Genomic DNA, 24,000 nt, shown 5'->3' with positions numbered 1-24,000 from the left:
CAACGCCCTAACTAGGGCGGCATGGATGCCACGCCCGTCGCCAAGCCTTCCCTGAAGGTCCTGCTTGCCAGCCCGCGCGGCTTCTGCGCCGGCGTCGACCGGGCCATCCAGATCGTCGAGAAGGCCATCGAGAAGTACGGCGCGCCGGTCTATGTGCGCCACGAAATCGTCCACAACCGCTTCGTGGTCGATCGGCTCAAGGCCATGGGCGCGGTGTTCGTCGAGGAGACCTCCGAATGTCCCGTCGACCGGCCGATCATCTTCTCGGCCCACGGCGTGCCCAAGAGCGTGCCGGCCGAGGCCCGCGAACGGCAGATGCTCTATCTCGACGCCACCTGCCCGCTGGTCTCCAAGGTCCATGTCGAGGCCCAGCGCCATCACCAGCACGGCCGCGAGATCGTGCTGATCGGCCACAAGGGGCATCCCGAGGTGGTCGGCACCATGGGTCAGCTGCCCGAGGGCGTCGTCAAGCTGATCGAGACCGTCGAAGACGTCGCGACCTTCACCCCGAAGGACCCGATGAACGTCGCCTTCGTCACCCAGACCACCCTGTCGGTCGATGACACGGCCCACATCATCGAGGCCCTGCAGACCCGCTTCCCCGGCATCTCGACGCCGCACAAGGAAGACATCTGCTACGCCACCACCAACCGCCAGGAGGCGGTGAAGGCCATCGCCGAGGCCAGCGAGGTCCTGCTCGTCGTCGGCTCGCCCAACAGTTCCAACTCGGTGCGGCTGGTCGAGGTCGGCAAGCGGGCCGGGGTGCGCGGGGCCTATCTGATCGACAAGGCGGCCGAGATGAAGGACGAGTGGCTGGACGGGATCAGCTCGCTCGGCATCACCGCCGGCGCCTCGGCCCCGGAACTGCTGGTTCAGGAGCTGATCGAGCGGCTCGCGACCCGCTTCGACCTGACCATCGAGGAAGTCGCCCCGACCCGCGAGACCGTGCGCTTCAAGCTCCCGCGCGTGCTGACGGCGTGAGCCTGCCGGTCGTCCAGTCGGAATTGCTCAAGGGCCTGCCGGGCGTCCGCCATGCCTTCTTCACCCGCCAGGGCGGCGTCTCCAGCGGGCTGTTCGACAGTCTCAACGTCGGTCGCGGCTCCTCCGACGAAGCGGCCGATGTCGAGGAGAACCGGGCCCGGGCCGCCGGCTGGTTCGGAGTCATGCCTGACGCCCTCAACACCTGCTACCAGATCCACTCGGCCAGGGCCCTGACCGCCGAGGCGCCCTGGGGCCGCTATCGCCCCGAGGGTGACGGCGTCGTCACCGACCAGCGAAGCGTCGTCTGCGGGGCCCTGCATGCCGACTGCGCCCCGGTGCTGATCGCCGACCCGAAGGCCCGGGTGGTCGCCGCCGCCCACGCCGGCTGGAAGGGCGCCCTCACCGGCATCGTCGCCGAGACTGTCGCCGCCATGGAGCGGCTGGGGGCCCGCCGCGCCGATATGGTCGCCGCCGTCGGTCCCTGCATCTCCCAGGCCTCCTACGAGGTCGGCGAGGAGTTCGAGGCCACCTTCCTCGAGGCCGATCCCGCCCACGCCGCCTGGTTCGCCCCCGGCGCGCCAGGCAAGCGCCAGTTCGACCTGCCGGGCTTCGTCCTCTCGCGCCTGGCCGCGGCCGGCGTCAACCGGGCCGAATGGGTCGGCCGCGACACCTGCGCGGAAGACGAGCTCTTCTATTCCAACCGCCGCGCCTTCCGGCGGGGCGAGCCCGACTATGGCCGCCTGCTCAGCGCCATCATGCTGGATTAGGCGAGTCGGCTTGATGTTGGCGCGAGACTTGAACCAGATGGCGACATGAAACGCCTTCTTCCCGCTTTGGCCGCCCTGCTGCTCGCATCTCCGGCGCTTGCCCAGGAGCGCCCGCCGCCCGAGCGCCAGTCGCTGGTCGATCTGGCCTACGCCATCGGCGAGTCCCACGCCCTGCGCCAGGTCTGCAGCGGCGATGGCGACCAGTACTGGCGCGACCGCATGGCCGAGCTGGTCAATACCGAACAGGCCGACGCCGATTTCGAGGCCCGGCTGAAGCAGTCGTTCAACAGCGGTTTCGCCGCCCGCAAGGCGCAGTTTCCGTCCTGCGGCCCCGACAGCCGCAAGGCCGAGCTGGCCGTGGCCCGCAAGGGCGAGGGCATCGCCAAGCGCATGGCGGCCTCCGTCCGCACCGTCCAGCGCATGGGCCCTGACGATCCGGCCCTGAAGGACGGGGAAAACCCGGACGCCGCTCCGACGGAATAGCCCGACTTTTTCGCCCAAAACGGGGCGATAATTACCCATCGGCGGTAATGAATGCTGGTTACCCTTGCGACGATACGCAGCTAGGCTCATCTCAAGTTGAGAGATTGGGAGGGCCATCGATGTTCTGGATTTTCGCTGCAATTCTGGTCGTATTCGCGCTGTTCCTGGTGTTCAGCGTGCTCAAGATCGTGCCGCAGGGCCGTGAGTTCACGGTCGAGCGCTTCGGCCGCTACACCCGCACCCTCAAGCCCGGCATCTCCATTCTCACCCCGTTCATCGAGACGATCGGCCGGCGGGTGAACATGATGGAGCAGGTGCTCGACGTGCCCCAGCAGGAAGTCATCACCAAGGACAACGCGGTGGTGAAGGTCGACGGCATCGTCTTCATCCAGGTGATGGACGCCGCCAACGCCGCCTACCGGGTCGACAACCTCAACTACGCCATCGCCCAGCTGTGCATGACCAACCTGCGCACCGTGGTCGGCTCGATGGAACTGGACGAGGTGCTCAGCCAGCGCGACCAGATCAACAGCCGCCTGTTGGCCACCATCGACCACGCCACCAACCCCTGGGGCGTCAAGGCCACGCGCATCGAGATCAAGGATCTGACCCCGCCGCCGGACATCACCAACGCCATGGCCCGCCAGATGAAGGCCGAACGCGAACGCCGGGCGGTGATCACCGAGGCGGACGGCGAAAAGCAGAGCCAGATCGCCAGGGCCGAGGGCGCCAAGCAGTCGGCCATCCTGCAGGCCGAGGGCCGCAAGGAAGCCGCCTTCCGCGACGCCGAGGCCCGCGAACGCGAGGCCGAGGCCGAAGCCAAGGCCACCGCCTTCGTCTCGGAAGCCATCGCCCGCGGCGACGTCAACGCCATCAATTACTTCATCGCCCAGAAGTACGTCGAAGCCTTCGCCCTGCTGGCCTCCAGCCCGCAGCAGAAGACGGTCATCGTTCCGGCCGACTTCGCCGGCCTGACCGGTTCGATCGCCGGCATCGGCGAGCTGGTGAAGACGCTCAGCGGCGGCGACGCCCGGGTCGTGCCGCCGCCGCCGACGGCGACGCCGCGGACGCCCCGCAACGCCTAGGATTGGGGAGCCAAGCCATGGAAGTCCTCTACGCCAACCACGCGGTCTGGTTCTGGCTGGCCCTCGGGGCGGTCATTCTCGGGGCCGAGCTGATGACCGGCTCGGGCTGGCTCTTGTGGCCGGCGGTGACGGCGGCGGCGCTGGCGGCGCTGACCTTCGTGCTGCCGTCCAATGTCGCCATCCACCTGCTGATCTATGCGGTGCTGACCATCGCCGTGACGGTGACGGCCCGCCGCTACCTGCCCAAAAATATCTCGGGCGACGGACCGGACATCAACGACAACATCACCCGCCTGATCGGGGCCCGCGGCGAGGCGGCCAGCATCTTCGCCGAGGGCCGCGGCCGGGTGCATGTCGAAGGCAAGGAATGGGACGCCCTCAGCGACGACGCCCTCATCCCCGGCAAGACCGTGCAGGTGCTGGAGGTGATCTCGGCGGCGAGCCTGCGTGTGAAGGCGGCGTAGCGCCTACCCACCCAAAATCCGATCATCCCGACGAAAGTCGGGACCCAGTGTCCACAATAGCGAGGGGGCCAGCTCTGATCAGCGCCGGCCCCTTTTGCATTCTGCCAGCTGGGTCCCGACTTTCGTCGGGATGATCGGAGGGGGGAGGATCAGCGGTTCTCGTCCATCCACACCCGCAACGCCCGCAGGAACGGCAGCGCGGCCGTGAACTCCGCGTCGGTGAAGGCCTCCCGCAGGCCCTCCATGCGCGGCCGCAGCGCCATCAGCCCGGCCTCATAGGCCCGCGCGCCCGCCGCCGTCAGCGACACGCGTTTCTTCCGCCCGTCGGCCGCATCGCCGACCACCGCCACGAACCCCTGCGCCTCCAGCCGCTGCAGGGTGTTGGTCATCGCCCCCTTGGTCACCTGGAAGGCGGCCGCCAGTTTGGCCGGACTCTCCTCGCCGCCGCGCCGCATGAAGTGGGTCAGCACCCCGAACTGCGCCGCGCTCATGCCGTCCGGCAGGCTGCGTTCCAGCGCCGCGTTGGACAGTTGCGAAATGATGCCGATCTCGGTCAGGACCGAGACATCCGGCCGCTCCTTCAAGGCCATCAGGCGGCCGTCGAAGGACGGGGCCGGAACAGGTCTTCGAGGCCCTTGCGCGGCGCCGGCGGCACATCCTTCGCGTAGCCTGCCCGCACCAGCATCTGCAGGCGCTCGCCGGGCTTCACCCCGACGGCGGCGTCCATGCGGGCGAAGAACGGCGCCATCTGCGGGTATTCCTGCAGCGCCTGGCTCATCGGCTGGATGGCGATGTCGCGGGCCGTCGCCTCCAGGGCCATGCGGGCATAGGCCCGGCCAGAGGCGATCTGGGTCGTCCGGCTGTTGTCCGGACTGACCATCCAGAGGAAAGCCGCCGTCGCCTCGCACAGCGGCCGGGCGAAGTCCCGCATCTGCTTGAAGGCGATGGTCCCCGGCCTGGCCATGTTCTCCGGCGTCAGGATGCCGACCGCATGCAGGGCCTCTATCGCTGGCCCGCGCAGGAACAGGCCGTCCCGGTGCTCGGCGATCTGTTTGTCGCCGATCCGCATCAGGTCGATGCTCTCCTGGTTGGCCGCCGGGGTATCGACCTCGCGCTCAAAGGCGTCGCGGGTCAGCACCTTCATGTCGCCCAGCGCCTCGCCGCCGGTAAGCGCTCCGGCCCGCAGGCCCGGCCCCACCGCCGCCTGCAGGGCGGCCAGGTCGCCGGCCGCGATCGGCCGTTTGACGTCATAGGGCTCGCGGGTCGTCCGTCTACGGAGAATGTGGCGGAACAGCGGATCCAGCGTCCCGCCCGGAGCGAACACCACCCGGGCGAACGGGCGGTCGTCGAGGGCGTCGGCGGGCTCTCCGTCCGGAAACGGCGTCACCGTCGCGGTCTGGCCCTTGGCCCCGGCGGCGATGACCAGCAGTTCGAGGAAGGCCCCGCAGCCGAGCACGATCTGGCGGCTGAAGGGGTCGGTGGCCGGCAGCAGCCGCGTCCGGTCGATGAACAGGGTGAGCGCGTCGGTTCCATCCAGCCGCGCCAGCCACGGCTGACGGTTGTGCGGGTTGGGGGCCAGGATGGCGTGGGCCAGGGCATAGCGCCGCACGTCCCGCTCGGCCGACCCGGGCGAGACCCAGGCCGTCGTCGCGTCCGGAACCTTGTCGCAGCCGCTCAGCCCGGCCGCCATCACCGTCCCGCCGCCGATCAGGGAGATGAAGTTTCGACGATCCATGGCGCAAAGGCCTTTCGTTCAACGTTGAACCAATAACATCGTTCAACGTTGAACTTGTCAAGACCTACCGCTCGCCCAGCGCCTCTCGTAGCCCCTCGCCGGCCAGGACGTCGGCCCGCTCGTTCCACTCGTGGCCGTTGTGGCCCTTGATCCAGCGCCAGTCGACCTCATGCCGCAGCCGCGCCTGGTCCAGCCGCTTCCACAGGTCGTCGTTCTTCACCGCCCCCTTGGAATAGGTCTTCCAGCCGCGCGCCTTCCACAGGTGCAGCCATTCCTTGATGCCCTGCTGGACATACTTGCTGTCGGTGTGCAGCTCGACCGTGCAGGGCTTGTTGAGCGCCTCCAGCGCCTGGATGGCGGCCATCAGTTCCATGCGGTTGTTGGTCGTCGCCGGCTCGCCGCCCTTGATCTCCTTGACCTTGCCGCCGCTCATCAGCACCGCGCCCCAGCCGCCCGGCCCGGGATTTCCCCGGCAGGCGCCGTCGGTATAGATCACCACCTTGGGGGTCATACGGCGTCCGTCAGGATCGACAGCCCGGCCCGGTGCACCGCCAGCTTGCGTTCGTATTCCATCGGGTCCTTCGGCTTGACCAGCGCCCCGTCCGGCGCCGCGCCCCAGTCGGCCAGCCGGGTCAGGAAGAACCGCATCGCCGCCCCGTGGGCCAGGATCGGCAGCGCCGCCCGCTCGGCGTCGCTCAGCGGCCGCCGCGCCTCATAGCCGGCCAGCAGCGCCTTGCCGGCGGTGATGTTGAGCTCGCCGCTGCTCTCGAAGCACCAGGCGTTCAAGGTCACCGCCAGGTCGTAGGCATAGGCGTCGTCGCAGGCGAAGTAGAAGTCGATGGCGGCGGCGAACCGCCCCTCGCGGAAGAAGACGTTGTCGGGGAAGAAGTCGGCATGGATCACCCCGGCCGGCAGGTCCCTGGGCCAGTGCGCCGCCAGATGCGCCAGGTCCCCGGCGATGGTCTTCGACAGCCCGGGCTTCAGCGCCTCGGCCGCCCCTTCCAGCCCGGCGAACAATCCGGCCCAGGCCGCCTGGCCCAGATCATTCACCCGCCGCTCCGGAAAGCCTTCGCCGGCCTGATGCAGCCAGGCCAGGCCCTCGCCCGCCTGCCGGCACTGCGCCACCGTCGGCCGCCGCGCCGACAATCCAGGCAGGAACTGGGCCAGCGCCACCGGCTTGCCCCGCACCGACTGCAGCACCACGCCCTCCCGGTCCGGGATCGGCCGCGCCGACGGAAAGCCGGCCTCGGCGAGGTAGCCCATCAGGTCGAGGAAATAGGGCAGCTCCTTTGCGGTGACACCTCGCTCATAGACGGTCAGGATGAACCGCCCGCCGGCCGTCTCCAGCAGGAAGTTGGAATTCTGGATTCCCTCGGCGATGCCCTTGAACGCCAGGGGCTCGCCCAGATCGTACCTCGCGAGAAAGCGTTCCAGCTCCTCGTCGGTGATGTCCGTATAGACCGCCATGGTTCCGGGGGATGGTCGAGCCCGCCCGCCCGGTCAAGCCCGATCAGTCGAGCGTCGTGCGATAGCGGCTCATCGCCAAGGTCGTGACCACCGCCACGAACAGGGTCAACGCGAGAAGGCTCACCCAGGCGTGCTCCACCCCGACGCCCTTGAGCAGCGAGCCCCGCACGATCCGCAGGAAATGGGTGACCGGGATCGCCTCGCCGATCGCCTGGGCCCAGCCGGGCATGCCGCGGAACGGGAACATGAAGCCCGACAGCAGCAAGGACGGCAGCAGGTAGAAGACGCTCATCTGCATGGCCTGCAGCTGGCTGCGGGCCAGGGTGCTGAACAGGAAGCCGAGACTCAAGCTTCCGACGATGAACAGCACCACCCCCAGGGCCAGCGCCCCCCAGCCGCCGACGAACGGCACCCCGAACAGCCGCTTGGCCAGGATCAGGATGATCGCCGTCTGGATCAGGCCGATGACCACATAGGGCGCCAGCTTGCCGATCATCACCTCCAGCGGCTCGACCGGCGTCGACAGCAGGCTCTCCATGGTTCCCCGCTCCCGCTCGCGGGTCAGGGCCAGGGCGGTCATCATCACCAGGGTCATGGAGAGCACGATGCCCAGCAACCCGGGCACGATGTTGTAGGCGGTGATGTTCTCGGGGTTATAGCGCCGGTGGACCACCACCTCGAACGGCGCTGATCCGGCCTTCGCGGCCAGCGGTCCGGTCAGATCATGGCTCAGCGCCTGGCCCGCAAGGCCGGAGACTGCCGCCACCGCCCCGCCCACCGCCGTGGGGTCCGAGGCGTCGGCCTCGATCAGCAGCTGGGCCTTGTCGCCGCGCACCACCCGGCGGCCGAAGTCCTGCGGAATGGTGATGGCGAACTGGGCCCGGCCCTCCTCGATGGCGGCGTCGAGCTCGGCCGGGCTCTTCGCCTCGGCCACGAACCGGAAGTAGTCGGTGTTGTCGAGGGCGACGAGCACCGAGCGGGAAAAGCTGCTGCGGTCCTGGTCGAGCACGATGGCCGGCAGGTTGTGCGGGTCGTTGTTGATGGCATAGCCGAACAGCAGCAGCTGGACGATCGGCACCGCCAGGATCATGGCGTAGGTCAGCCGGTCCCGCGTCAGCTGGATGAACTCCTTGATCAGGACGGCCAGGATGCGCTGGCCGGAGAGGGAAGGCCGGCTCATGCGAAGTTGTCCTCCGCCCGGTTCATCAGGTGGATGAAGACATCCTCGATGGTCGGCCGCGCCTCGGTCCAGGTCAGTCCCGGCCGCCGATACGGCGCGATGGCCGCCTCCAGCGCCGCCCGATCCGTGCCGCTGACATGCAGCGCCGAGCCGAACGGCGCGGCCATCTCCACCCCCTCCCTGCGAGCAAGCTCCGTAGACAGACGATCGGCGCCCTCGCCCTCGGCGCGGAAGGTGACCAGCCGCGACTGGTCGATCAGCTGCGTCGTCGTCCCCCGCGCCATCAGCCGGCCATAGGCGATGTAGGCGATGTCGTGACAGCGCTCGGCCTCGTCCATGTAGTGGGTGGAGACCATCACCGTCAGCCCGCCCGCCGCCAGGGTATGGATCTCGTCCCAGAACTCCCGCCGGGCCTTGGGGTCCACCCCCGCCGTCGGCTCGTCGAGCAGCAGCAGGTCCGGCTCATGCAGCGTCGCCGCCGCCAGCGCCAGCCGCTGTTTCCAGCCGCCCGACAGCGCCCCCGCCGGCTGGTCGCGCCGCGAGGTCAGGCCCAGTTTCTCCAGCGCCTCATCGACCCGCTGGCGCCGCCCGGACATGCCGTAGACCCGGGCCGTGAAATCCAGGTTCTCGCCGATGGTCAGGTCCTCATAGAGCGAGAATTTCTGGGTCATGTAGCCGGTGCGCCGCTTGATGGTCCGCGCCTGCTGTCGGAAATCCAGCCCCAGAACCTCGCCCTCGCCACTGTCGGGAGTCAGCAGGCCGCACAGCATCCGCATGGTGGTGGTCTTGCCCGAGCCGTTCGGCCCGAGGAACCCGGTGACCTTGCCGGCCTGCACCTGGATGTCGAGATCGCGCACCACCTGCTTGTCGCCAAACGACTTGTTCAGGCCGCGCACGTCGATGGCCAGAGTCACCGTTCCTTCTCCCGCTTGTCGGGAGAAGACCAGTCCCCCCAAAGGGGGTCGGATGAGGGCAGCGCCGGCTTGCGAAGATTGGCGCCTCTCACTTCCGCACCACCTCGACCGGCTGTCCCGGCGCCAGATCGCGTGGCGCCTCCGGCGTCGCCTCGACCAGGAACACCAGCCGCTCGCGATTGCCGCGGCTGTAGATCACCGGCGGCGTGAACTCCGGCCGCGGGCTGACATAGGCGATCCTCGCCTCGCCCTCCTTGCAGCCATCACAGCTGAACCGCACCGACCCGCCCGGCCGATAGCGCGTCACCTCCGTCTCCGGTACATAGAACCGCAGCTTGACCCGCGCGTCGGGCAGCAGGGCCACCACCGGCGTATTGGCCACCGCCCATTCGCCCGGCCTGTAGAAGACGTCCTCGATCCGCCCCGCCGTCGGGGCCACGGGCGCCAGCTGCCGCGCGCGGATCGCCGCTTCGCTCAAACCGGCCCGCGCGCCCTGCGCCTCGGCCGCCGCCGCCCGGGCCTGGTCCTCGCGGGCCCCCAGCTCGGCGACATCCAGCCGTTTGATCGTTTCCTGATACTGCGCCCGCGCCACCCCGACGGCGGCCTGCGCCTGGTCCAGCCTGGCCGGCGCATAGATGCCCTTGGCGCTCAGCGTCCGCACCCGGCGGAACTCGGCCTCGGCCTGATCAAGCTGCGCCTTCGCGCTGGCCCGCTGGGCCTGATACACCGCCAGCTCCTGCGGCCGCTGGCCCTTCAGCGCGTCCGCCGCCCGATCCTTCGCCGCCTCGGCCTGCGCCGCCGCCCGCTCCGTCTGTGCCTGCGCCGTGCCCGGATCGACCTGAAACAGCGGCGCCCCGGCCTCGACCCGCTGGCCGCGCTCGACGTTCAGGGTGGTCAGCGCCCCCGACTGGGCGGCGGCGAAATACAGGGTCTCGCCCTCGACATAGCCGGTCAGCGGCGCGGGCCCGCCCCGGGGCCAGAAGGCCCAGGCCGCCCCGGCGGCAATGACCGTGACGCCAAGGACGATGAGAACGGCTTTGGGCGGACGCTTCATGGGACGCCTCCGGGGGTCAGCATGCCGCCCTTCAGCACCGACAGATGCTGGGCGGCCAGGGCGTTGAGGTCGAACGGCTGCGCCCCGATCGGCACGAAGGTCTCGCGCCAGAGCAGGGCCATCAGGAAGGGCGAGACGATCTCGATCGCGAACAGTTTCGCATCGCCGGCCCGCACCTCGCCGCGCTCCTGCGCCCGCTTGATCATTCCACTGACGATACCGATCATCGGCGCCACCAGCTCGTCGTGCCAGTAGCGCGCCAGCTCCGGAAAATTGCGGCCTTCGCTGATCACCATCTTGCCGATGCTCGCCACCGGCGACACCGACAGGATGGAGGCGATGGTCGGCAGGAAGACCTCCAGCAGCCCCGCGGCCGGCCCTGGAAACGCCTCCAGCCGCGCCTTGACCATCTCCACATCGGGGGCGACGGCGGTCTTCACCACCGCATGAAAGATGTCTTCCTTGGTCTCGTAGTAGAGATAGAGCGCCCCCTTGGAGACCCCGGCCCGCCGGGCGATCTCGTCCAGCCTGGCGGCCGCAAAGCCCTTCTCGGAAAACACCGCCAGCGCGGCGGCGACGATCTCGCCGGGGCGGTCGTCCTTGCGACGCTGGAACTTGGGGGGACCGGGTTGCATGAGGCCGTAATAACTGACTGGTCAGTTATTAGCAAGCCTGGCCGACTGCACAACCTCCCTCCCCGAATTGGGGAGGGTAGACGCGCGGTTACGCGCGTCGGGTGGGGAAGTCGGTCACTGACCTTGAAGACCAAGCGCTGAGAAGGCTGACCGGCCGGCTGTGGTGATCCACTTCCCCACCCGGCCTTCGGCCTGCCCTCCCCAATTCGGGGAGGGAGGTCGCCGCCTAAGCTTCAAACCCCGGCGGCACGAACCCCGGCTGGTGAATGCACACCGCCTTGAACAGCTCGCCCATCTGGTCCGGGGCCACCAGCCGCGCCAGCTGCCGCCCGATCACCATCGACCGGTCCGGCCGCGCCGCGATCAGCGCCTCGGCCCGGGGCTGGATGCCCAGCCGTCCGAGGAACAGCCCCTGCGGCACGGGATCGGCCGCCTCGGCCCCCGCCTCGCGGGCGGCGGTCAGCAGGCTGGGGAAATCCACATGCACCGTCAGGTCGGACTCGCCCGGGAACTCCAGCGCTCCGACCTTCTCATGGCCCTTGAGCGCCTGCAGCGTGTCGCCGAACTCCGGCTTGTCGCGCCCATAGTCGATGACCAGCGCCGCCCCGCCGTCGCTCACAACGCGCGCCGCGATCGTCGCCGCCAGCGCGTCCTGGGCCGGCGACACCTCGAGGATCATCGCCCCCTCGTCCGGAACCGCCCCATGCTCGCTCGGCGCCAGGCCGAAGGTCAGCTCGCCGTCCGGCGTCAGCCCGACCAGCCGCTCGACCCAGCCGCCCGGCGTCTGCACGAACTGCCGGGCCGGCAGGCAGTCGAACAACTCGTTGGCGATCAGCACCAGCGGCGCCCCCTCCGGCACGCCGTCCAGGCTGGCCGTCCACTGCGCACCCGAGCCGGCCAGCTTCTCTTGCTGCGCCGTCCGCAACGGCCCGGAGGTCTCGACCAGCCACAGGTCCGCCGCCGCCACGAAGTCCGGCGCCAGCCGCACGGCCCGCAACAGGTCGCTCATCAGCGTCCCGTCGCCCGGTCCCATCTCGACCAGCCGGAACCGTTCGGGCCTGCCCAGCCGCGTCCAGCTCTCGACGCACCACAGGCCCAGCAGTTCGCCGAACATCTGGCTGACCATCGGGGCGGTGATGAAGTCGCCGCCGCCGCCCAGCGCCGGCCGGGTGGCGTAATAGCCGTCCTTCGCGTCGTGCAGGCAGCGCACCATGTATTCGGCGACGGGGATGGGCCCGCCGGCCGCGATCTCGGCTTCCAGCCGTTCCTTCAGGCTCATGGCGCGGACGCGGCGTCCTTGTCGGAGGCCGGGGCGGCGTCGGTCTTCACGATCACCACCGGCTCCTTCAGCCCGCGCCAGACCAGCCAGGCCCCGCCGATCAGCATTGGCAGCGACAGCAGCATGCCCATGGTGATCGAGCCGCCCATCCCGAACAGGTTGTCCAGGAAATCGTCCGGCTGGCGCACATTCTCCAGCGCCACCCGCGCCAGGCCATAGCCGGCCAGGAACAGCCCGGCGATCACGCCGCGCCGCTGCAGCCAGAGCTTGCTGTGCGTCGCCCAGCGCAGCACCAGGAACAGCACGATGCCCTCCAGCGCCGCCTCATAGAGCTGGCTCGGATGGCGCGGGAAACCGTCGGCCCCCGGGAAGATGATCCCCCAGGGCATCATCGTCGGCCGGCCCCACAGCTCGCCGTTGATGAAGTTGGCGATCCGCCCGAAGAACAGGCCGATCGGCACGGCCGGCGCCACCAGGTCGCCCAGCTTGAGCAGGTCGATCTTCTGGCTCCGCGCGAAGAAGAAGATCGCCGCGATGACCCCAAGCAGGCCGCCATGGAAACTCATGCCGCCTTCCCAGATCTTGATGATCTCGATCGGGTCCTTCCAGATCAGCGCCGGCTTATAGAACAGCACATAGCCCAGCCGCCCGCCGAGGATGATGCCCAGCGTCACCCACAGGATCAGGTCGTCGATCTGCACCGGGGTCGCGGTCGGCGCCTGGCCGCCCCACAGCTTCGGAGTCCTGACCAGCCGCACGGCATAGCGCCAGCCCAGCAGGATGCCGGCCACATAGGCCAGGGCGTACCAGCGGATCCCGAAGGTGCCGCCGAACAACTGGAAGGTCGCCCCGTCGCCGCCGACGTAAGGGCTGATGTCTGGAAAGGGCACGACAGTTAACCTCGTTCGCCACGAAACTGGGGATCAGTCGTCTAATCCCCTTCGCATTCATGAATCGTTTCCCATATGAATGAGGCCATGCATACCCAGAACCCCTTCCTCGACGAGATCGCCAAGCTGACCACCGCGGCGGCCGGCCTCGCCCAGGCCGCCGGCGAGGAAGCCAAGGCCGCCTTCCGCGCCCAGGGCGATCGCTTCGCCGCCGAGCTGGATCTGATCCGCCGCGACGAATTCGAGGCCCTCAAGGCCGAGATCGCCGCCCTGCGCGCCGAGATCGCCGCCCTCAAGGGTGCGGCGTCCGACACGCCCAAAGGCGAGTAGCGCTCCCGCTCCGAAAGAAGCGGTTGTGACCTCGTAAACGAACAGGATTAGGGTCAGGTCGTGCAGGTGATTCGGGGGAAGTTCCGCCGTCGCCGCCGCACCTCCAAAGGACGGTAAGACCGATGGACATTTCACCTCCCGAAGACGACGAAGCCTTCCTGGCGCTCGACCCGCTCGAGGTGGTCGAACACGTCCTCTCGGCCGAGAACCTGGCTTTCGACCGCACCGAGGACGGCGATCTCGCCTTCTCCCTGGCCGGCGACTGGAAGGACTACGAGCTGTGGTTCGCCTGGCGGCCCGAGGCCGAATGCCTGCAGCTCTGCCTCTCCATCGACCTCAAGGCCGGCAAGGTTACCCGCGGCAAGGCCTGCGACCTCGCCAACCTGGTCAACCAGCGCCTCTGGCAGGGCCATTTCGAGATCTGGGCCGACGATGGCGAGGTGGTCTTCCGCCACGCCATGGGCCTGTTCGGCGCCGAACGCCCGACCCCGTCCCAGACGGCGGCGATGATCGACGTCGCCATGGAAGCCGCCGACCGCTTCTACCCCGCCTTCGACTTCCTGCTGGCCGGCGCCAAGACCCCGGAAGAAGCCATGGCCGCCTGCATGTTCGAGACAGTGGGCCGGGCTTAACCTCCCTCCCCGAGTGGGGAGGGCAGACGCGCGGTTACGCGCGTCGGGTGGGGAAGTCGGTCCGAGACTTTCGCGATTGTCCACCGAGAAGACGAGCCGGTCGGCGCTGGTGACCCACTGCCCCACCCGGCGCGCAACGCGCGCCTGCCCTCCCCATTCGGGGAGGGAGGTCTTAGGGTGTCCGCTTCACGATTCAGGACCGCCCCATGACCCCCATCCTCATCCTCGGCGTCGGACGCATGGGCGGCGCCATGATCGAGGGCTGGCGGCGAGCCGGAACCTTCGTCCCCTCCGACCTCTACATCCGCGACCCCAACCCCGGCGCCGCCGACATCCACGGCATGCGCCTCAACCCGCCGGATTCCGACCTCGCCGCCTGCCGCACGGTGATCCTCGCCGTCAAACCCCAGGTCTGGCGCGAGGCCGCCGCCCAGGTTGCGCCGCATCTCCATCCCGACGCCGTCGTCGTCTCCATCGCCGCCGGGGTGCGCGCCGCCGATATCGCCGAGGCCTTCGGGGGCCTGCGCGTCGCCCGCGTCATGCCGACCACCGCGGTCGCCATCAACCAGGGCACGGCCTCCGTCTGCGCCAGCGACCCCCAGGCCCGGGCCCGCGCCCACGCCCTGTTCGACCCCCTCGGCCGCGTCGTCGAGATCGCCGACGAAGGCCTGATGCACGCCGCCACTGCCGTCAGCGGTTCCGGCCCCGCCTACCTCTACGCCTTCACCGAGGCCCTCGAATCGGCCGCCATCGCCGCCGGACTGACACCCGACGCGGCCGCCACGCTGGCCCGCTCCACCCTGACCGGCGCCGCCGCCCTGATGGCGTCGGCCGACACCCCGCCGGCCGAGCTGCGCCGCCAGGTCACCTCGCCCGGCGGCACCACCCAGGCGGCGCTCGAGGTGCTGATGGGCCCGGCCGGCCTGGAGCCTCTGCTGAAATCCGCCGTCGCCGCCGCCGTGTCGCGCTCTCGCGAACTGGGCTGAATTTTACCCGGTAAAAATTCCAGGACCCCGACGGGCCGCGTCCGGTCCGGTCACCGGTCTGTAGGTATGAGGCCGCACGAACCTGCCTACTTTCCCCGCGTCGGCGCCTACGCGGCGCCAACGTCGGCGCCTACATTCACCGCCCCGGCGCCACGTCCAAGCCACGGAAATTATTGACCTTTCGAGGCATGCTTGCTGTCGCCAGCCGGTCGGCGTGGTATAATGCCCCCGCTTCGATCTCTCCAGGCCTTGATCCCGCCGCCGCCCCCTGCCAAGCAGGAGGCTCACATCGAGGGCCGACGATGGACAACCCCTTTACCGCTCACCCCCGCTCGGTGGGCGAGAGCTACACCGAACACCTGGGCCACTCCTGGAAGTTCGGCTTCACCCTGCTCGGCGCCGGCCTCGCCTGCCTGATGCACGGCCTCTGCCCGGCCCTGTTCAAGACCACCGGCAGCCGCACCGTCCACGCCCTCAACGCCAAACTCACCGGCCGCAAACCGGACGGCGCGGGCTATGGCGACTGGACCGGGGCGGGGGTTTAGGGTCCTTCATCCTCACCCGTAGCGAAGCGTACGGGGGAGGGGGACCGCCGCCGAAGGCGGTGGTGGAGGGGGCGAGGGCCGTGCGCCGGCCCTTCCGCCCATTCTCCGATCCTGACCTTGAAGACCGCGCTCCGTCACTCGCCCCCTCCACCACGCGCTACGCGCGCGGTCCCCCTCCCCCGTACGGCCTTCGGCCTACGTGGGAGGATGGAAGCTATTTCCGCGCCTTCTCGCTCGCGACCCACCGGTCGATCCGCGCCTCCAGCAGGTCCATCGGCAACGGCCCGGCCAGCAGCACGGCGTCATGGAACCGGCGCACGTCGAACCTGTCGCCCAGTTCCGTCTCGGCTTTCGTCCGCACCTTTACCAGCGTCCGCTCGCCGATCTTGTAGGCCAGCGCCTGCCCGGGCCAGCTGACATAGCGGGCCAGTTCGGCGTCGATGTTGTGGGCCGACAGGGCGCTGTTGTCGGTGAAGCAGGCGCGGGCCTTCTCGAGGTCCCAGCCCAGGTAGTGCATGCCCGTATCGGCCACCAGCCGGCAGGCCCGCCACATCTCGTAGGACAGCCGCCCGAACTGCTCATAGGGGTCGCGATAGATGCCCATCTCGATGCCCAGCCGCTCGGAATACAGCCCCCAGCCCTCGACGAAGGCCGTCATGTCCGCATCCCGCCGGAAAGCCGGAACCTCGGGCAGTTCCTGGGCCAGGGCGATCTGCAGATGGTGCCCCGGCACCGCCTCGTGCAGGGTCAGGGCCGGCAGTTCGTACAGCCCCCGCTGGTCCAGCTTGCCGGTGTTGACCATGTAGCCGCCGGCCACGCCCAGCTGCGGGCTGCCCGGGAAATAGCGGCCGGTCGTGTAGTTGTCCTCGATCTCGCGCGGCACCTCGCGCACCCCGTAGGGCAGGCGGGGCAGGGTGGCGAAGAAGGCCGGCAGCCGATCGTCGATCCGCTTGGCGATCTCGCTCGCCTTCTCCATCAGGTCCTGCCGGCTCTCGGCGACGAACCGCTTGTCGGACCGCAGGAAGGCCAGGAATTCAGGAAAGGTCCCCTTGAACCCCGTCTGGGCCATCACCGTGTCCATCTCGGCCCGGATCCGCGCCACTTCCGAGACGCCCAGCGCATGGATCTCCTCGGGCGTCATGTTGGTCGTCGTGTAGCGGCGGGCCAGCCAGGCGTAATAGTCCTTGCCCCCCTTGAGCCGCCCGACGCCGATCTCGGGTTTGGTGGCCGGGATGTACTCCTTCTCCAGGAAGGTCACGAAGGCCTGCCGGGCCGGCACGATCTTCCCGGTCATCAGCGCCACGCCACGCGCCTTGAACGCGGCTTTCTCGGCCGGCGTCACGCTGGCCGGCAGCTTGTCGAACACCCGGATCAGCGGGTCGGCCTCGGTCACCGGCTTGGCGACATTGGCCTTGGCTTCGGTCAGCACCCGCTCGGCGATGTAGCGCGGCTGGGTCCAGCCGGTCTTGATGCCCCGGCGGGCGTTGTCGGTGCTGTCGGCCCACAGTTTCGGCACGGCGGCCAGGCGAGTCAGCCAGGCCTCGGCGTCGGCCTTGCTGGCCATCGGGGCGCTGTCGGCCAGATAGGTCAGGTTGCCGTCCCAGCTGTCGTCGCTGGAGAAGGCGAAGCGGCTCTGGTCGTACTTGATGGAGGCGATCTCGTCGTCGACCACCCGGATCAGGATGGCCCGGTTCAGCCCGTCGTTCTCCGACAGCCCGGTCTCCGGAATGGCCTTCAGCCGCGCCTCGAACCCGGCCAGTTCCTTCGCCCGTCGCTGGTCGGCCGCCAGGGTCACGTCCGGCAGCTTGCCCAGCGCCTCGCGGTCGCCGTTGAACCCGGCCCCGATCGGGTTCTCCCGGTCCGACCAGGCCTGGTAGTCGGCGACGATGGCGTCGAGTTTTGCTTTCGCATCCGGCGCCTGGGCCGAGGCCGCCAGCGGCGCCAGGGTCAGCAACAGGGCGGCGGTAAGGGCCTTCCACATGGACAAGTCTCTCCGGAACATTGGCGCGGCAAGGCTGGACCGCCACGGCGACCGGCGCAAGCGCCGCCGCTCAAGCCGCCGGCGACGGTTCGACCGCGTCCGCGGGATCGTCCAGCACCGCCTCGATCAGCGCCGCCGCGTCGATGGGCTTGGTCAGGAACCCGTCGGCGCCGGCCGCTTCCGACGCCTGCCGGTGCTCGGGCATGGCGTTGGCGGTGAGGGTGACGATCCGGGTCCGCCGCGCGCCGGTCCGCGCCTCCCGCGCCCGAATCTGCCGGGTCGCGGTCAGGCCGTCCATGACCGGCATCTGCATGTCCATCAGGATCAGGTCGAAAGGTTGCCCATCGGTCGCTTCCAGGGCCTGGAGGCCGTTCTCGACCGAGGTCAGCTCGACGGGCAGTCCCGACAGGATGAGTTCGACCACCCGCCGGTTGGTGGGATGGTCTTCGGCCAGCAGAACCCTCGGTACGCGCCCGTTCCCGCCCGTCGGCGTCGCCGGTTCCGCCCCGGCCAGGATCGCGTTTTCGGCCACGCGGGCCAGAGGAAGATCGACAGTGAAGGTGGCCCCCAGGCCGGGCCGGCCCTCGGCCCTGATGGTCCCGCCCATCAGCTCGACCAGCGACCGCGAGATGGCCAGGCCGAGCCCGGTGCCGCCAAACCGCCGGGTGGTCGTGTTGTCGGCCTGCTCGAAGCGTTCGAACAGCTGCTCGGCCCTGTCGGCCTCGAAGCCGATCCCCGAATCGCTCACCTGGAAGCGAATCGCCTCGGCGCCGTCCGGGCGCGCGGCGGGCGCGACGGCGACCAGGATTTCACCCTCCGAGGTGAACTTGACGGCATTGCTGATCAGGTTGCTCAGCACCTGCCGGATACGCAGGCTGTCCCCTTCGAAGATCCCGCCCACCGCCGGATCCAGCGACAGGCGCAGGCCGATGCCCTTGTCCGCCGCCGTGGCGCGGAAAAGGGCGTGGACGTCGCGGGCCAGCAGGCCGAGGTCGAACGGGTCCCGGGCGATCGCCAGCCGGCCGGCGTCGACCTTGGCCAGATCGAGAATGTCGCAGAGCAGCTGCTCCAGGGCGCGGCCCGAGGTCTCGATGAGCCGCAGCATCTCCAGCTGTCCCTCCTCAAGCCGGGTGCGGGCCAGGGCCTGGGCGACGCCCAGGACGCCATTCAGGGGCGTGCGGATTTCATGGCTCATGTTGGCGAGGAAGGCCGACTTCGCCCGGTTGGACTGCTCGGCGGCCTCCAGGGCCTCCTTCAGCCGCCGTTCGTTCAGGCGGTGGCCCGACAGGTCCCGAACGATGACCGTGAAGCGCTGGCCGTCGATCCAGTCGAGGCTGGCCAGCGAGGCTTCGGCGGGAAATATCTCGCCGCTCTTGCGCTGGCCGGAGATTTCGCCCCGGTCGCTCATCCGCAGGCTGCGCCCCCCCTCGGCGGCAAAACGGGCGACGTGGCCCCGGTGCCGACCTCGGACATCGGCCGGCATCAGAACCTCGATGTCCTGGCCGACGGCCTCCGCCTGACTGTAGCCGAACACCTTCTCGGCCCCGAGGCTGAACAGCAGGATCCGGCCACGGGCGTCGGCCACGATGATGGCCTCGGGCGAGATCGCCATCATGCTCGACAGCATTTCCTGGCTGCGGAGGGCGTCGGACCGGGCTCGCCGGACCTCGGTCAGATCCTGAACCGCGCCCAGCATGCGCACGGGGGCGCCGTCCTCGCCATATTCGATTTCGCCATGTTCCCGCACGAACCGGACGCCGCCGTCCGGCAACAGGACGCGGTGCTCGAATTCATAGGCCTTGCGATGCTCGATGGCGGCGCGCACCTCGGCGTGGATCAGGTCACGATCGTCGGGGTGAAGCCGCTCGAGAATGGCCGGATAGCTGGGTTTGAACCGCGAGGCGCAGAGCCCGAAGATGTTGTAGATTTCCTCGGACCAGAAGATCTCGTTGGTGACGAGGTCCCATTCCCAACTGCCGGTTCTGGAGACCGCTTGGGCGCGCTTGAGGTGGCTCAGCAGGGCCACGATCTTCTCGTTGGAAGACAGCGGCTTCATCCACGGGCGCCCGAATTGTCAGCGGCGCCGCGGGATCGACGCGGACCGCCGGCCATGACGATCACCTCCAGGGCGCGGGAAGCAGAGAATAATCGGGAAATGGTCGACACCTGCTGACGGCCTCATCGCTGGATCCCCGACACGCTGCTGGTCGGCTTCAAATCGCCGCCGGTGTCCGGAGGCTACTGTTGCTGAGCCGAACGAACAGTGTTGGACTTGAAAGTAATCGACATTATATTGGTTTATCCGTTGTTAATTTCAGAAATGGCGTCGAAATATAAAGTATAACTAGATCTATGTCGGAAGTTATACGTCATAGAACTTAAGGCTATGGCCCGCCCGGTTAGCGGCTTCGGGCGCGGTTCGGCCGACCCTTGCCGTCGCCCGCTTTCGACTTACCCATAATGATTTTGTGGGTATTGCGCCGCGCGGACACTGCGCTATCTGCATCGGAACTTGCGGTATTCGAGGGCGTCCGATGCAGATGGCGATTGCGAGCGACCAGGCGCTTTGTCTTGAGGGCTTTGCCGGGTACGGGGCTACCCGTGGCGATCCCGCGCCGGCGATCTTTGCGGATCTGAAGGCGCTGCTTGACGCCTTGGCCACGCGCAGCTTCAGTCTGGTCGTCATCGATCTGGCGCTCGAGGAGGCGCAGCCGATCGCCTGCCTGCGGGCCGTGGCCGACGCCGCGGCGCCGACACCGGTCGTGGCGCTCGACACCCGCTTCAACGCTCGCCGGCGCACGGAGGTCATCGGCGCCGGGCTCGCCGGCTACCTTGTGAAGACCATGAACCGGCAAATGGTCTTCGCCGGCTTCGACCTCGTCCTGGCGGGCGTTCCCTATCATGTCAGCGACGTTGGCCGGCCGAGCGGGCCAACCGAATCGCCTCTGACCGACCGCCAGGTCGAGGTTCTGCGCCAACTGGTCGAGGGGAAGTCGAACAAGGAGATCGCCAGGCTCCTCGAGATCACCACCCCGACGGTGAAGCTCCACGTCAACCAGATCCTCAAGCGGCTCGGCGCCCGCAACCGCACCGAGGCGGCCATGGCCGGACTGAACCTGCTCGACTGAGCCGGCGACGGCCCCTTCCCTTTCCCGCCAAAACACCCCCATCCTCGCGACAATTCCGGGGAGAGGCCGCATGAGTTTCCTGACACGTCGCAAGCCCATGGATGGCGGCTTCGTCGCCGAGCATCACAAGCTGAAAGCCACGCTCGGCTGGCCGCACCTCATCGCGCTGGGTGTGGGCGCCATCGTCGGCACCGGCATCTACACCCTGATCGGGGTCGGGGCCGGGCTGGCCGGGCCGGGCGTCATGCTCAGCTTCGCCATCGCCGGCGCCGTCTGCGCCTGCGCCGCCTTGGCCTATGCCGAGATGGCGACCATGATGCCGGCCGCCGGCAGCGCCTACACCTACAGCTATTCGGTGCTGGGCGAGGGCCTGGCCTGGATCGTCGGCTGGAGCCTGATCCTTGAATACACCGTGGTCTGCGGCGCCGTCGCCGCCGGCTGGGCCGGCCACGCGGCCGAGTTCGTGACCATCCCCGTCGATCCCAAATGGATGGCCTCGACCTTCGCCCTCACCGACGGCCACCTCAGCTTCACCGGCGGCTTCAACCTGCTGGGCGCCTTCATTGCCCTGGCCGTCGCCGGCCTGCTGCTGATCGGCACGCGGGAGAGCGCCACCGTCAACATGGTCCTCGTGGTCGTAAAGCTCGCCGCCCTCGGCCTCTTCGTCTTCCTCGCCCTGCCGGCCTTCGACGCCAGCCACTTCACGCCGTTCAGCCCCTACGGCTTCAGCGGCGTCAACGCCGACGGCACCAAGGTCGGGGTGATGGCCGCCGCCTCGATCATCTTCTTCGCCTTCTACGGCTTCGACGCCGTCTCGACCGCCGCCGAGGAAACCAAGAACCCGGAAAAGAACCTGACCATCGGTATCGTCGGCTCGATGATCGCCTGCACGGTCATCTACATGGTGGTCGCCGCCGCCGCGATCGGCGCGGTGCTCCCCGGCGTCTTCTCCAAGGCTGACGCCCCGCTGGTCTTCGTCATGGAACAGCTGGGCCATGGCGGGGCCGCCAAGCTGGTCGCCGCCGCCGCCGTCATCGCCCTGCCGACGGTGATCATGGCCTTCATGTACGGCCAGAGCCGCATCTTCTTCGTGATGGCGAGAGACGGCTTGCTGCCCGTCGGCCTCGCCAAGGTCAGCAAGCGCGGCGCTCCCAGCTTCGTCACCCTGATCACCGGCGTCCTGGCCGCGCTCCTCGCGGGCATCCTGCCTCTTGGTGAAATCGCGGCTTTGGCCAACGCCGGCACCCTGGCCGCCTTCGTGGCCGTGCTGGTCTGCATGATGATCCTGCGGGTCAAGGCGCCGGAGCTGAAGCGCATCTTCAGGACCCCGGTCTGGCCGGTGATCGGCGTCTTCGGCGTGCTGGGCTGCCTCTACCTGTTCACGACGCTGCCCAACACGGCCATCGTCGGCTTCTTCGTCTGGAACGCCATTGGAGTGGTCGTCTACCTGCTCTACGGCCGTCGCAAGAGCGCGTTGGCCTAATCCTCCCCCGTGACTTCGTCCCGGAGGAGGAATTTGTCTTACCCCCCGCCAACCATGCTCTGGCTGATCCGGTACGCCGCCGGCAGCATCAGCACGCCCAGCAGGCAGGGGAAAATGAACAGGATCAGCGGCACCATCAGCTTGGCCGGCAAGGCCATGGCCTTCTCCTCCGCCCGCAGCATCCGCTTGGACCGCATGTCGTCGGAGAAGACGGCCAGGGTCTCGCCCAGGCTGGTGCCCATTTCCTCGGCCTGGCGCAGCATGGTGGCCAGCGACCGGGCCTCCTCGATGCCCAGCCGGTCGGCGAAGGCCCCCCAGGCTTCCTTGCGCGCCTTGCCGGCCCGCAGCTCCAGGGTCAGGAACCGCAGGTGGGCGGCCAGGTTGGGGTAGCGGCGGCCCATCTCCTCGGCCACCCGGTTGACGGCGGCGTCGAGGCTGAGGCCCGCCTCGACCGAGGCGACCAGCAGGTCGAGCATGTCGGGAAACCCCTCCATGTACTCGATTTCCATCTTCCGACGCCGCCCCTTTACCACCTGGTCGGGACCCAGGATGGCGGCGACCGCGAAGACGCCCGCCGCCGCGATGGCCGCCGGTCCGCCGATGCCGCTCAGCGCCCAGGGGACGGTGAACAGGGTGGCCACGGTGGCGACGATCAGGCTGGCGCCGCGCGCGCCGAGATACAGGGCCACGGCCTCGCGATTGTACCAGCCGGCATGGATCAGCTTGGTGCGGATGTTGGAGATCTGGGCCGGGTCCTGGATGGCCATCTTCTCGCCCAGCCGCTTGACGCCGCGCATGACGCCGCTGTCGGCCTTCGACGGACCGGGACGGCTGCCGGCGACGGTATTGCCCGCCAGCCGCTGGCGGCGCTTGGCCCCGAAGCGGGCTTCGCGCAGCAGCATCATGCCGCCGCCGCCGACGCTCATGGCGATCAGCCCGGCCGCCGCATAGGTCAGGATCTGCTGGAAGAGGACGGCGTCCATGTCAGATCCTCATGTCGATCATCTTGCGCATGACCATGTTGCCCAGGAACATCCACGTGCCGAGGACGGCCAGCCCGATCTGCACCGGCCGCTCGCCGATGACGTCGCCGTAGAAGTGCGGGCTGGCGAAGGTCAGGATGCCCAGCACCCCGAACGGCGCGGCGGTCAGGATGATGGCGCTGGCCCGCCCTTCGGATGAGGCCGCCTTGATCTTCAGCCGCATCTTGTGGCGCTCGCGCACCGCCTTGGCGTTCATCTTCAACAGGCCGGTCAGGTTGCCGCCGCTCTTCTCCTGCAGGCGGATAGTGGCCGCGAACAGGTCGACGTCGGGATGCCGACAGCGGTCGGCGATGCGGCCGATGGCCTGCTGCAGGGTGGCGCCATAGGCGATCTCGTCGCCGGCCATGCCGAACTCGCTGCCCAGCGGATCGGGCATCTCGCGGCCGACCAGGGCGATGGCGGTCGGCACCGGGTGGCCGGCCTCCAGGCTGCGAATGATGACTTCCAGCGCGTTGGGCAGCTGCAGGCCGATGGCCTTGGACCGGGCGCCGGCCTTGATCTTGAGAAACATCACGGGGACCAGCACGCCCAGCGCCGGCCCGACCCCGGCCGCGATCATCCAGTTCTTGGTCCACAGGAAGGCCACCGCGCTGGCCAGCGCCCCGCCCAGCAGCACCATAGGCAGATGCTTCTTCAGCTGCACATTGACGCCGGAGCGGATGACCAGGTCGTTGAACCAGCCCAGCCCCCGGGCCACCTCGCCGTCGGCGGTCAGGCCCCGCTGCTTGCGCAGCTCGAGCACCAGCTGTTCGAGGCTGCCGGTCTTCTCGACCGTCGCCAGCCGCTTGTTGACCTTGCGCCTCGCCACCCCGACCCGCGCCAGGCCGGTGACCGCCTGCACGCCGGTGAACACCGCCGCGAAGACCAGGATCAGGACGATCCATCTGGGATCGAAGGTGAGGTCAGGCATGGGCTGCGCTCGCGCCCATGGGGCGGGG

Annotated in this window: 25 protein-coding genes; 11 read left to right on the top strand and 14 right to left on the bottom strand. The window is 68.8% G+C overall.

Annotated elements, in window-relative coordinates; all coding sequences use genetic code 11:
* Window positions 1–21 precede the first annotated feature (21 nt).
* From ispH to O5I81_RS19805, 5 genes are all read left to right on the top strand, one after another.
* A complete protein-coding gene (gene ispH / locus O5I81_RS19825; protein ID WP_271066590.1) occupies window positions 22–981 on the top strand; it encodes a 4-hydroxy-3-methylbut-2-enyl diphosphate reductase in 960 nt (319 codons plus the stop codon).
* Window positions 978–1,748, top strand: coding sequence for a peptidoglycan editing factor PgeF (gene pgeF, locus O5I81_RS19820; protein ID WP_271066589.1), 771 nt, complete (start codon window positions 978–980; stop codon window positions 1,746–1,748). The genes ispH and pgeF overlap by 4 nt, the downstream gene beginning before the upstream one ends.
* A 45-nt stretch (window positions 1,749–1,793) precedes the next feature.
* Entirely contained in the window at window positions 1,794–2,231 is a 438-nt protein-coding gene (locus tag O5I81_RS19815) for a TIGR02301 family protein (protein ID WP_271066588.1), read from the top strand.
* A 119-nt stretch (window positions 2,232–2,350) separates the two neighbouring features.
* Window positions 2,351–3,316: an SPFH domain-containing protein gene (locus tag O5I81_RS19810; protein ID WP_271066587.1), complete on the top strand. Its 966-nt coding sequence runs from the start codon at window positions 2,351–2,353 to the stop codon at window positions 3,314–3,316.
* 17 nt (window positions 3,317–3,333) lie between these two features.
* Window positions 3,334–3,780 carry an NfeD family protein gene (locus O5I81_RS19805; RefSeq protein ID WP_271066586.1) on the top strand — a complete coding sequence of 149 codons (447 nt, stop codon included), beginning with the start codon at window positions 3,334–3,336 and terminating at the stop codon, window positions 3,778–3,780.
* 149 nt (window positions 3,781–3,929) lie between these two features.
* Here the strand turns inward: O5I81_RS19805 and O5I81_RS19800 are convergent, their stop codons facing one another.
* From O5I81_RS19800 to lgt, 10 genes are all read right to left on the bottom strand, one after another.
* The gene (locus O5I81_RS19800; RefSeq protein WP_271066585.1) at window positions 3,930–4,370 is read right to left on the bottom strand and encodes a MarR family transcriptional regulator; all 441 of its coding nucleotides are present in this window, start codon (window positions 4,368–4,370) and stop codon (window positions 3,930–3,932) included.
* A complete protein-coding gene (locus O5I81_RS19795; protein WP_271066584.1) occupies window positions 4,370–5,515 on the bottom strand; it encodes a hypothetical protein in 1,146 nt (381 codons plus the stop codon). Before O5I81_RS19795 ends, O5I81_RS19800 begins: the two co-directional genes overlap by 1 nt.
* Window positions 5,516–5,579: 64 nt before the next feature.
* Window positions 5,580–6,026 (bottom strand): ribonuclease HI, encoded by a 447-nt coding sequence (gene rnhA, locus O5I81_RS19790; protein ID WP_271066583.1) that lies wholly within the window; start codon window positions 6,024–6,026, stop codon window positions 5,580–5,582.
* On the bottom strand, window positions 6,023–6,982 hold the full coding sequence (gene thrB, locus O5I81_RS19785) for a homoserine kinase (RefSeq protein WP_271066582.1): 960 nt from the start codon (window positions 6,980–6,982) through the stop codon (window positions 6,023–6,025). The genes rnhA and thrB overlap by 4 nt, the downstream gene beginning before the upstream one ends.
* A gap of 43 nt (window positions 6,983–7,025) precedes the next feature.
* Window positions 7,026–8,162 (bottom strand): ABC transporter permease, encoded by a 1,137-nt coding sequence (locus O5I81_RS19780; protein WP_271066581.1) that lies wholly within the window; start codon window positions 8,160–8,162, stop codon window positions 7,026–7,028.
* Window positions 8,159–9,076: an ABC transporter ATP-binding protein gene (locus O5I81_RS19775; RefSeq protein ID WP_271066580.1), complete on the bottom strand. Its 918-nt coding sequence runs from the start codon at window positions 9,074–9,076 to the stop codon at window positions 8,159–8,161. Before O5I81_RS19775 ends, O5I81_RS19780 begins: the two co-directional genes overlap by 4 nt.
* A gap of 88 nt (window positions 9,077–9,164) precedes the next feature.
* Window positions 9,165–10,130 carry an HlyD family efflux transporter periplasmic adaptor subunit gene (locus O5I81_RS19770; RefSeq protein ID WP_271066579.1) on the bottom strand — a complete coding sequence of 322 codons (966 nt, stop codon included), beginning with the start codon at window positions 10,128–10,130 and terminating at the stop codon, window positions 9,165–9,167.
* Window positions 10,127–10,765, bottom strand: a complete 639-nt coding sequence (locus O5I81_RS19765; RefSeq protein WP_271066578.1) for a TetR/AcrR family transcriptional regulator — start codon at window positions 10,763–10,765, stop codon at window positions 10,127–10,129. Before O5I81_RS19765 ends, O5I81_RS19770 begins: the two co-directional genes overlap by 4 nt.
* Before the next feature lie 226 nt (window positions 10,766–10,991).
* On the bottom strand, window positions 10,992–12,044 hold the full coding sequence (locus O5I81_RS19760; protein WP_271066577.1) for an SAM-dependent methyltransferase: 1,053 nt from the start codon (window positions 12,042–12,044) through the stop codon (window positions 10,992–10,994).
* A complete protein-coding gene (lgt, locus tag O5I81_RS19755; RefSeq protein ID WP_271069065.1) occupies window positions 12,041–12,919 on the bottom strand; it encodes a prolipoprotein diacylglyceryl transferase in 879 nt (292 codons plus the stop codon). Before lgt ends, O5I81_RS19760 begins: the two co-directional genes overlap by 4 nt.
* Window positions 12,920–13,021: 102 nt before the next feature.
* Between lgt and O5I81_RS19750 the strand changes: the two genes are divergently transcribed.
* From O5I81_RS19750 to O5I81_RS19735, 4 genes are all read left to right on the top strand, one after another.
* On the top strand, window positions 13,022–13,264 hold the full coding sequence (locus O5I81_RS19750; protein ID WP_271066576.1) for an accessory factor UbiK family protein: 243 nt from the start codon (window positions 13,022–13,024) through the stop codon (window positions 13,262–13,264).
* A gap of 122 nt (window positions 13,265–13,386) precedes the next feature.
* On the top strand, window positions 13,387–13,896 hold the full coding sequence (locus O5I81_RS19745) for a YbjN domain-containing protein (RefSeq protein ID WP_271066575.1): 510 nt from the start codon (window positions 13,387–13,389) through the stop codon (window positions 13,894–13,896).
* A 206-nt stretch (window positions 13,897–14,102) separates the two neighbouring features.
* Window positions 14,103–14,882 carry a pyrroline-5-carboxylate reductase gene (proC, locus tag O5I81_RS19740; RefSeq protein WP_271066574.1) on the top strand — a complete coding sequence of 260 codons (780 nt, stop codon included), beginning with the start codon at window positions 14,103–14,105 and terminating at the stop codon, window positions 14,880–14,882.
* A 302-nt stretch (window positions 14,883–15,184) separates the two neighbouring features.
* Entirely contained in the window at window positions 15,185–15,427 is a 243-nt protein-coding gene (locus tag O5I81_RS19735; RefSeq protein ID WP_271066573.1) for a DUF6356 family protein, read from the top strand.
* Window positions 15,428–15,641: 214 nt separating this feature from the next.
* On the opposite strand, the gene O5I81_RS19730 is transcribed toward O5I81_RS19735, so the two are convergent.
* Complete coding sequence (locus tag O5I81_RS19730; protein WP_271066572.1) at window positions 15,642–17,408, bottom strand: DUF885 family protein; 1,767 nt, start codon at window positions 17,406–17,408, stop codon at window positions 15,642–15,644.
* Window positions 17,409–17,478: 70 nt separating this feature from the next.
* The gene (locus O5I81_RS19725) at window positions 17,479–19,464 is read right to left on the bottom strand and encodes an ATP-binding protein (RefSeq protein WP_271066571.1); all 1,986 of its coding nucleotides are present in this window, start codon (window positions 19,462–19,464) and stop codon (window positions 17,479–17,481) included.
* Between the two features lie 478 nt (window positions 19,465–19,942).
* Here O5I81_RS19725 and O5I81_RS19720 point away from each other — a divergent pair, with 478 nt between their 5' ends.
* On the top strand, window positions 19,943–20,536 hold the full coding sequence (locus tag O5I81_RS19720; protein ID WP_271066570.1) for a response regulator transcription factor: 594 nt from the start codon (window positions 19,943–19,945) through the stop codon (window positions 20,534–20,536).
* Between the two features lie 70 nt (window positions 20,537–20,606).
* Window positions 20,607–22,019 carry an amino acid permease gene (locus O5I81_RS19715; RefSeq protein WP_271066569.1) on the top strand — a complete coding sequence of 471 codons (1,413 nt, stop codon included), beginning with the start codon at window positions 20,607–20,609 and terminating at the stop codon, window positions 22,017–22,019.
* Window positions 22,020–22,057: 38 nt separating this feature from the next.
* On the opposite strand, the gene O5I81_RS19710 is transcribed toward O5I81_RS19715, so the two are convergent.
* A complete protein-coding gene (locus tag O5I81_RS19710) occupies window positions 22,058–23,002 on the bottom strand; it encodes a type II secretion system F family protein (protein WP_271066568.1) in 945 nt (314 codons plus the stop codon).
* Between the two features lies 1 nt (window position 23,003).
* Window positions 23,004–23,972 (bottom strand): type II secretion system F family protein, encoded by a 969-nt coding sequence (locus tag O5I81_RS19705; protein ID WP_271066567.1) that lies wholly within the window; start codon window positions 23,970–23,972, stop codon window positions 23,004–23,006.
* Window positions 23,973–24,000: the final 28 nt, after the last annotated feature.

Source organism: Caulobacter sp. NIBR1757 (assembly GCF_027912495.1).
Lineage (GTDB): Bacteria > Pseudomonadota > Alphaproteobacteria > Caulobacterales > Caulobacteraceae > Caulobacter.
The sequence above is the reverse complement of the archived record's forward strand: the minus strand, read 5'-3'. Positions and strand labels throughout refer to the sequence as shown.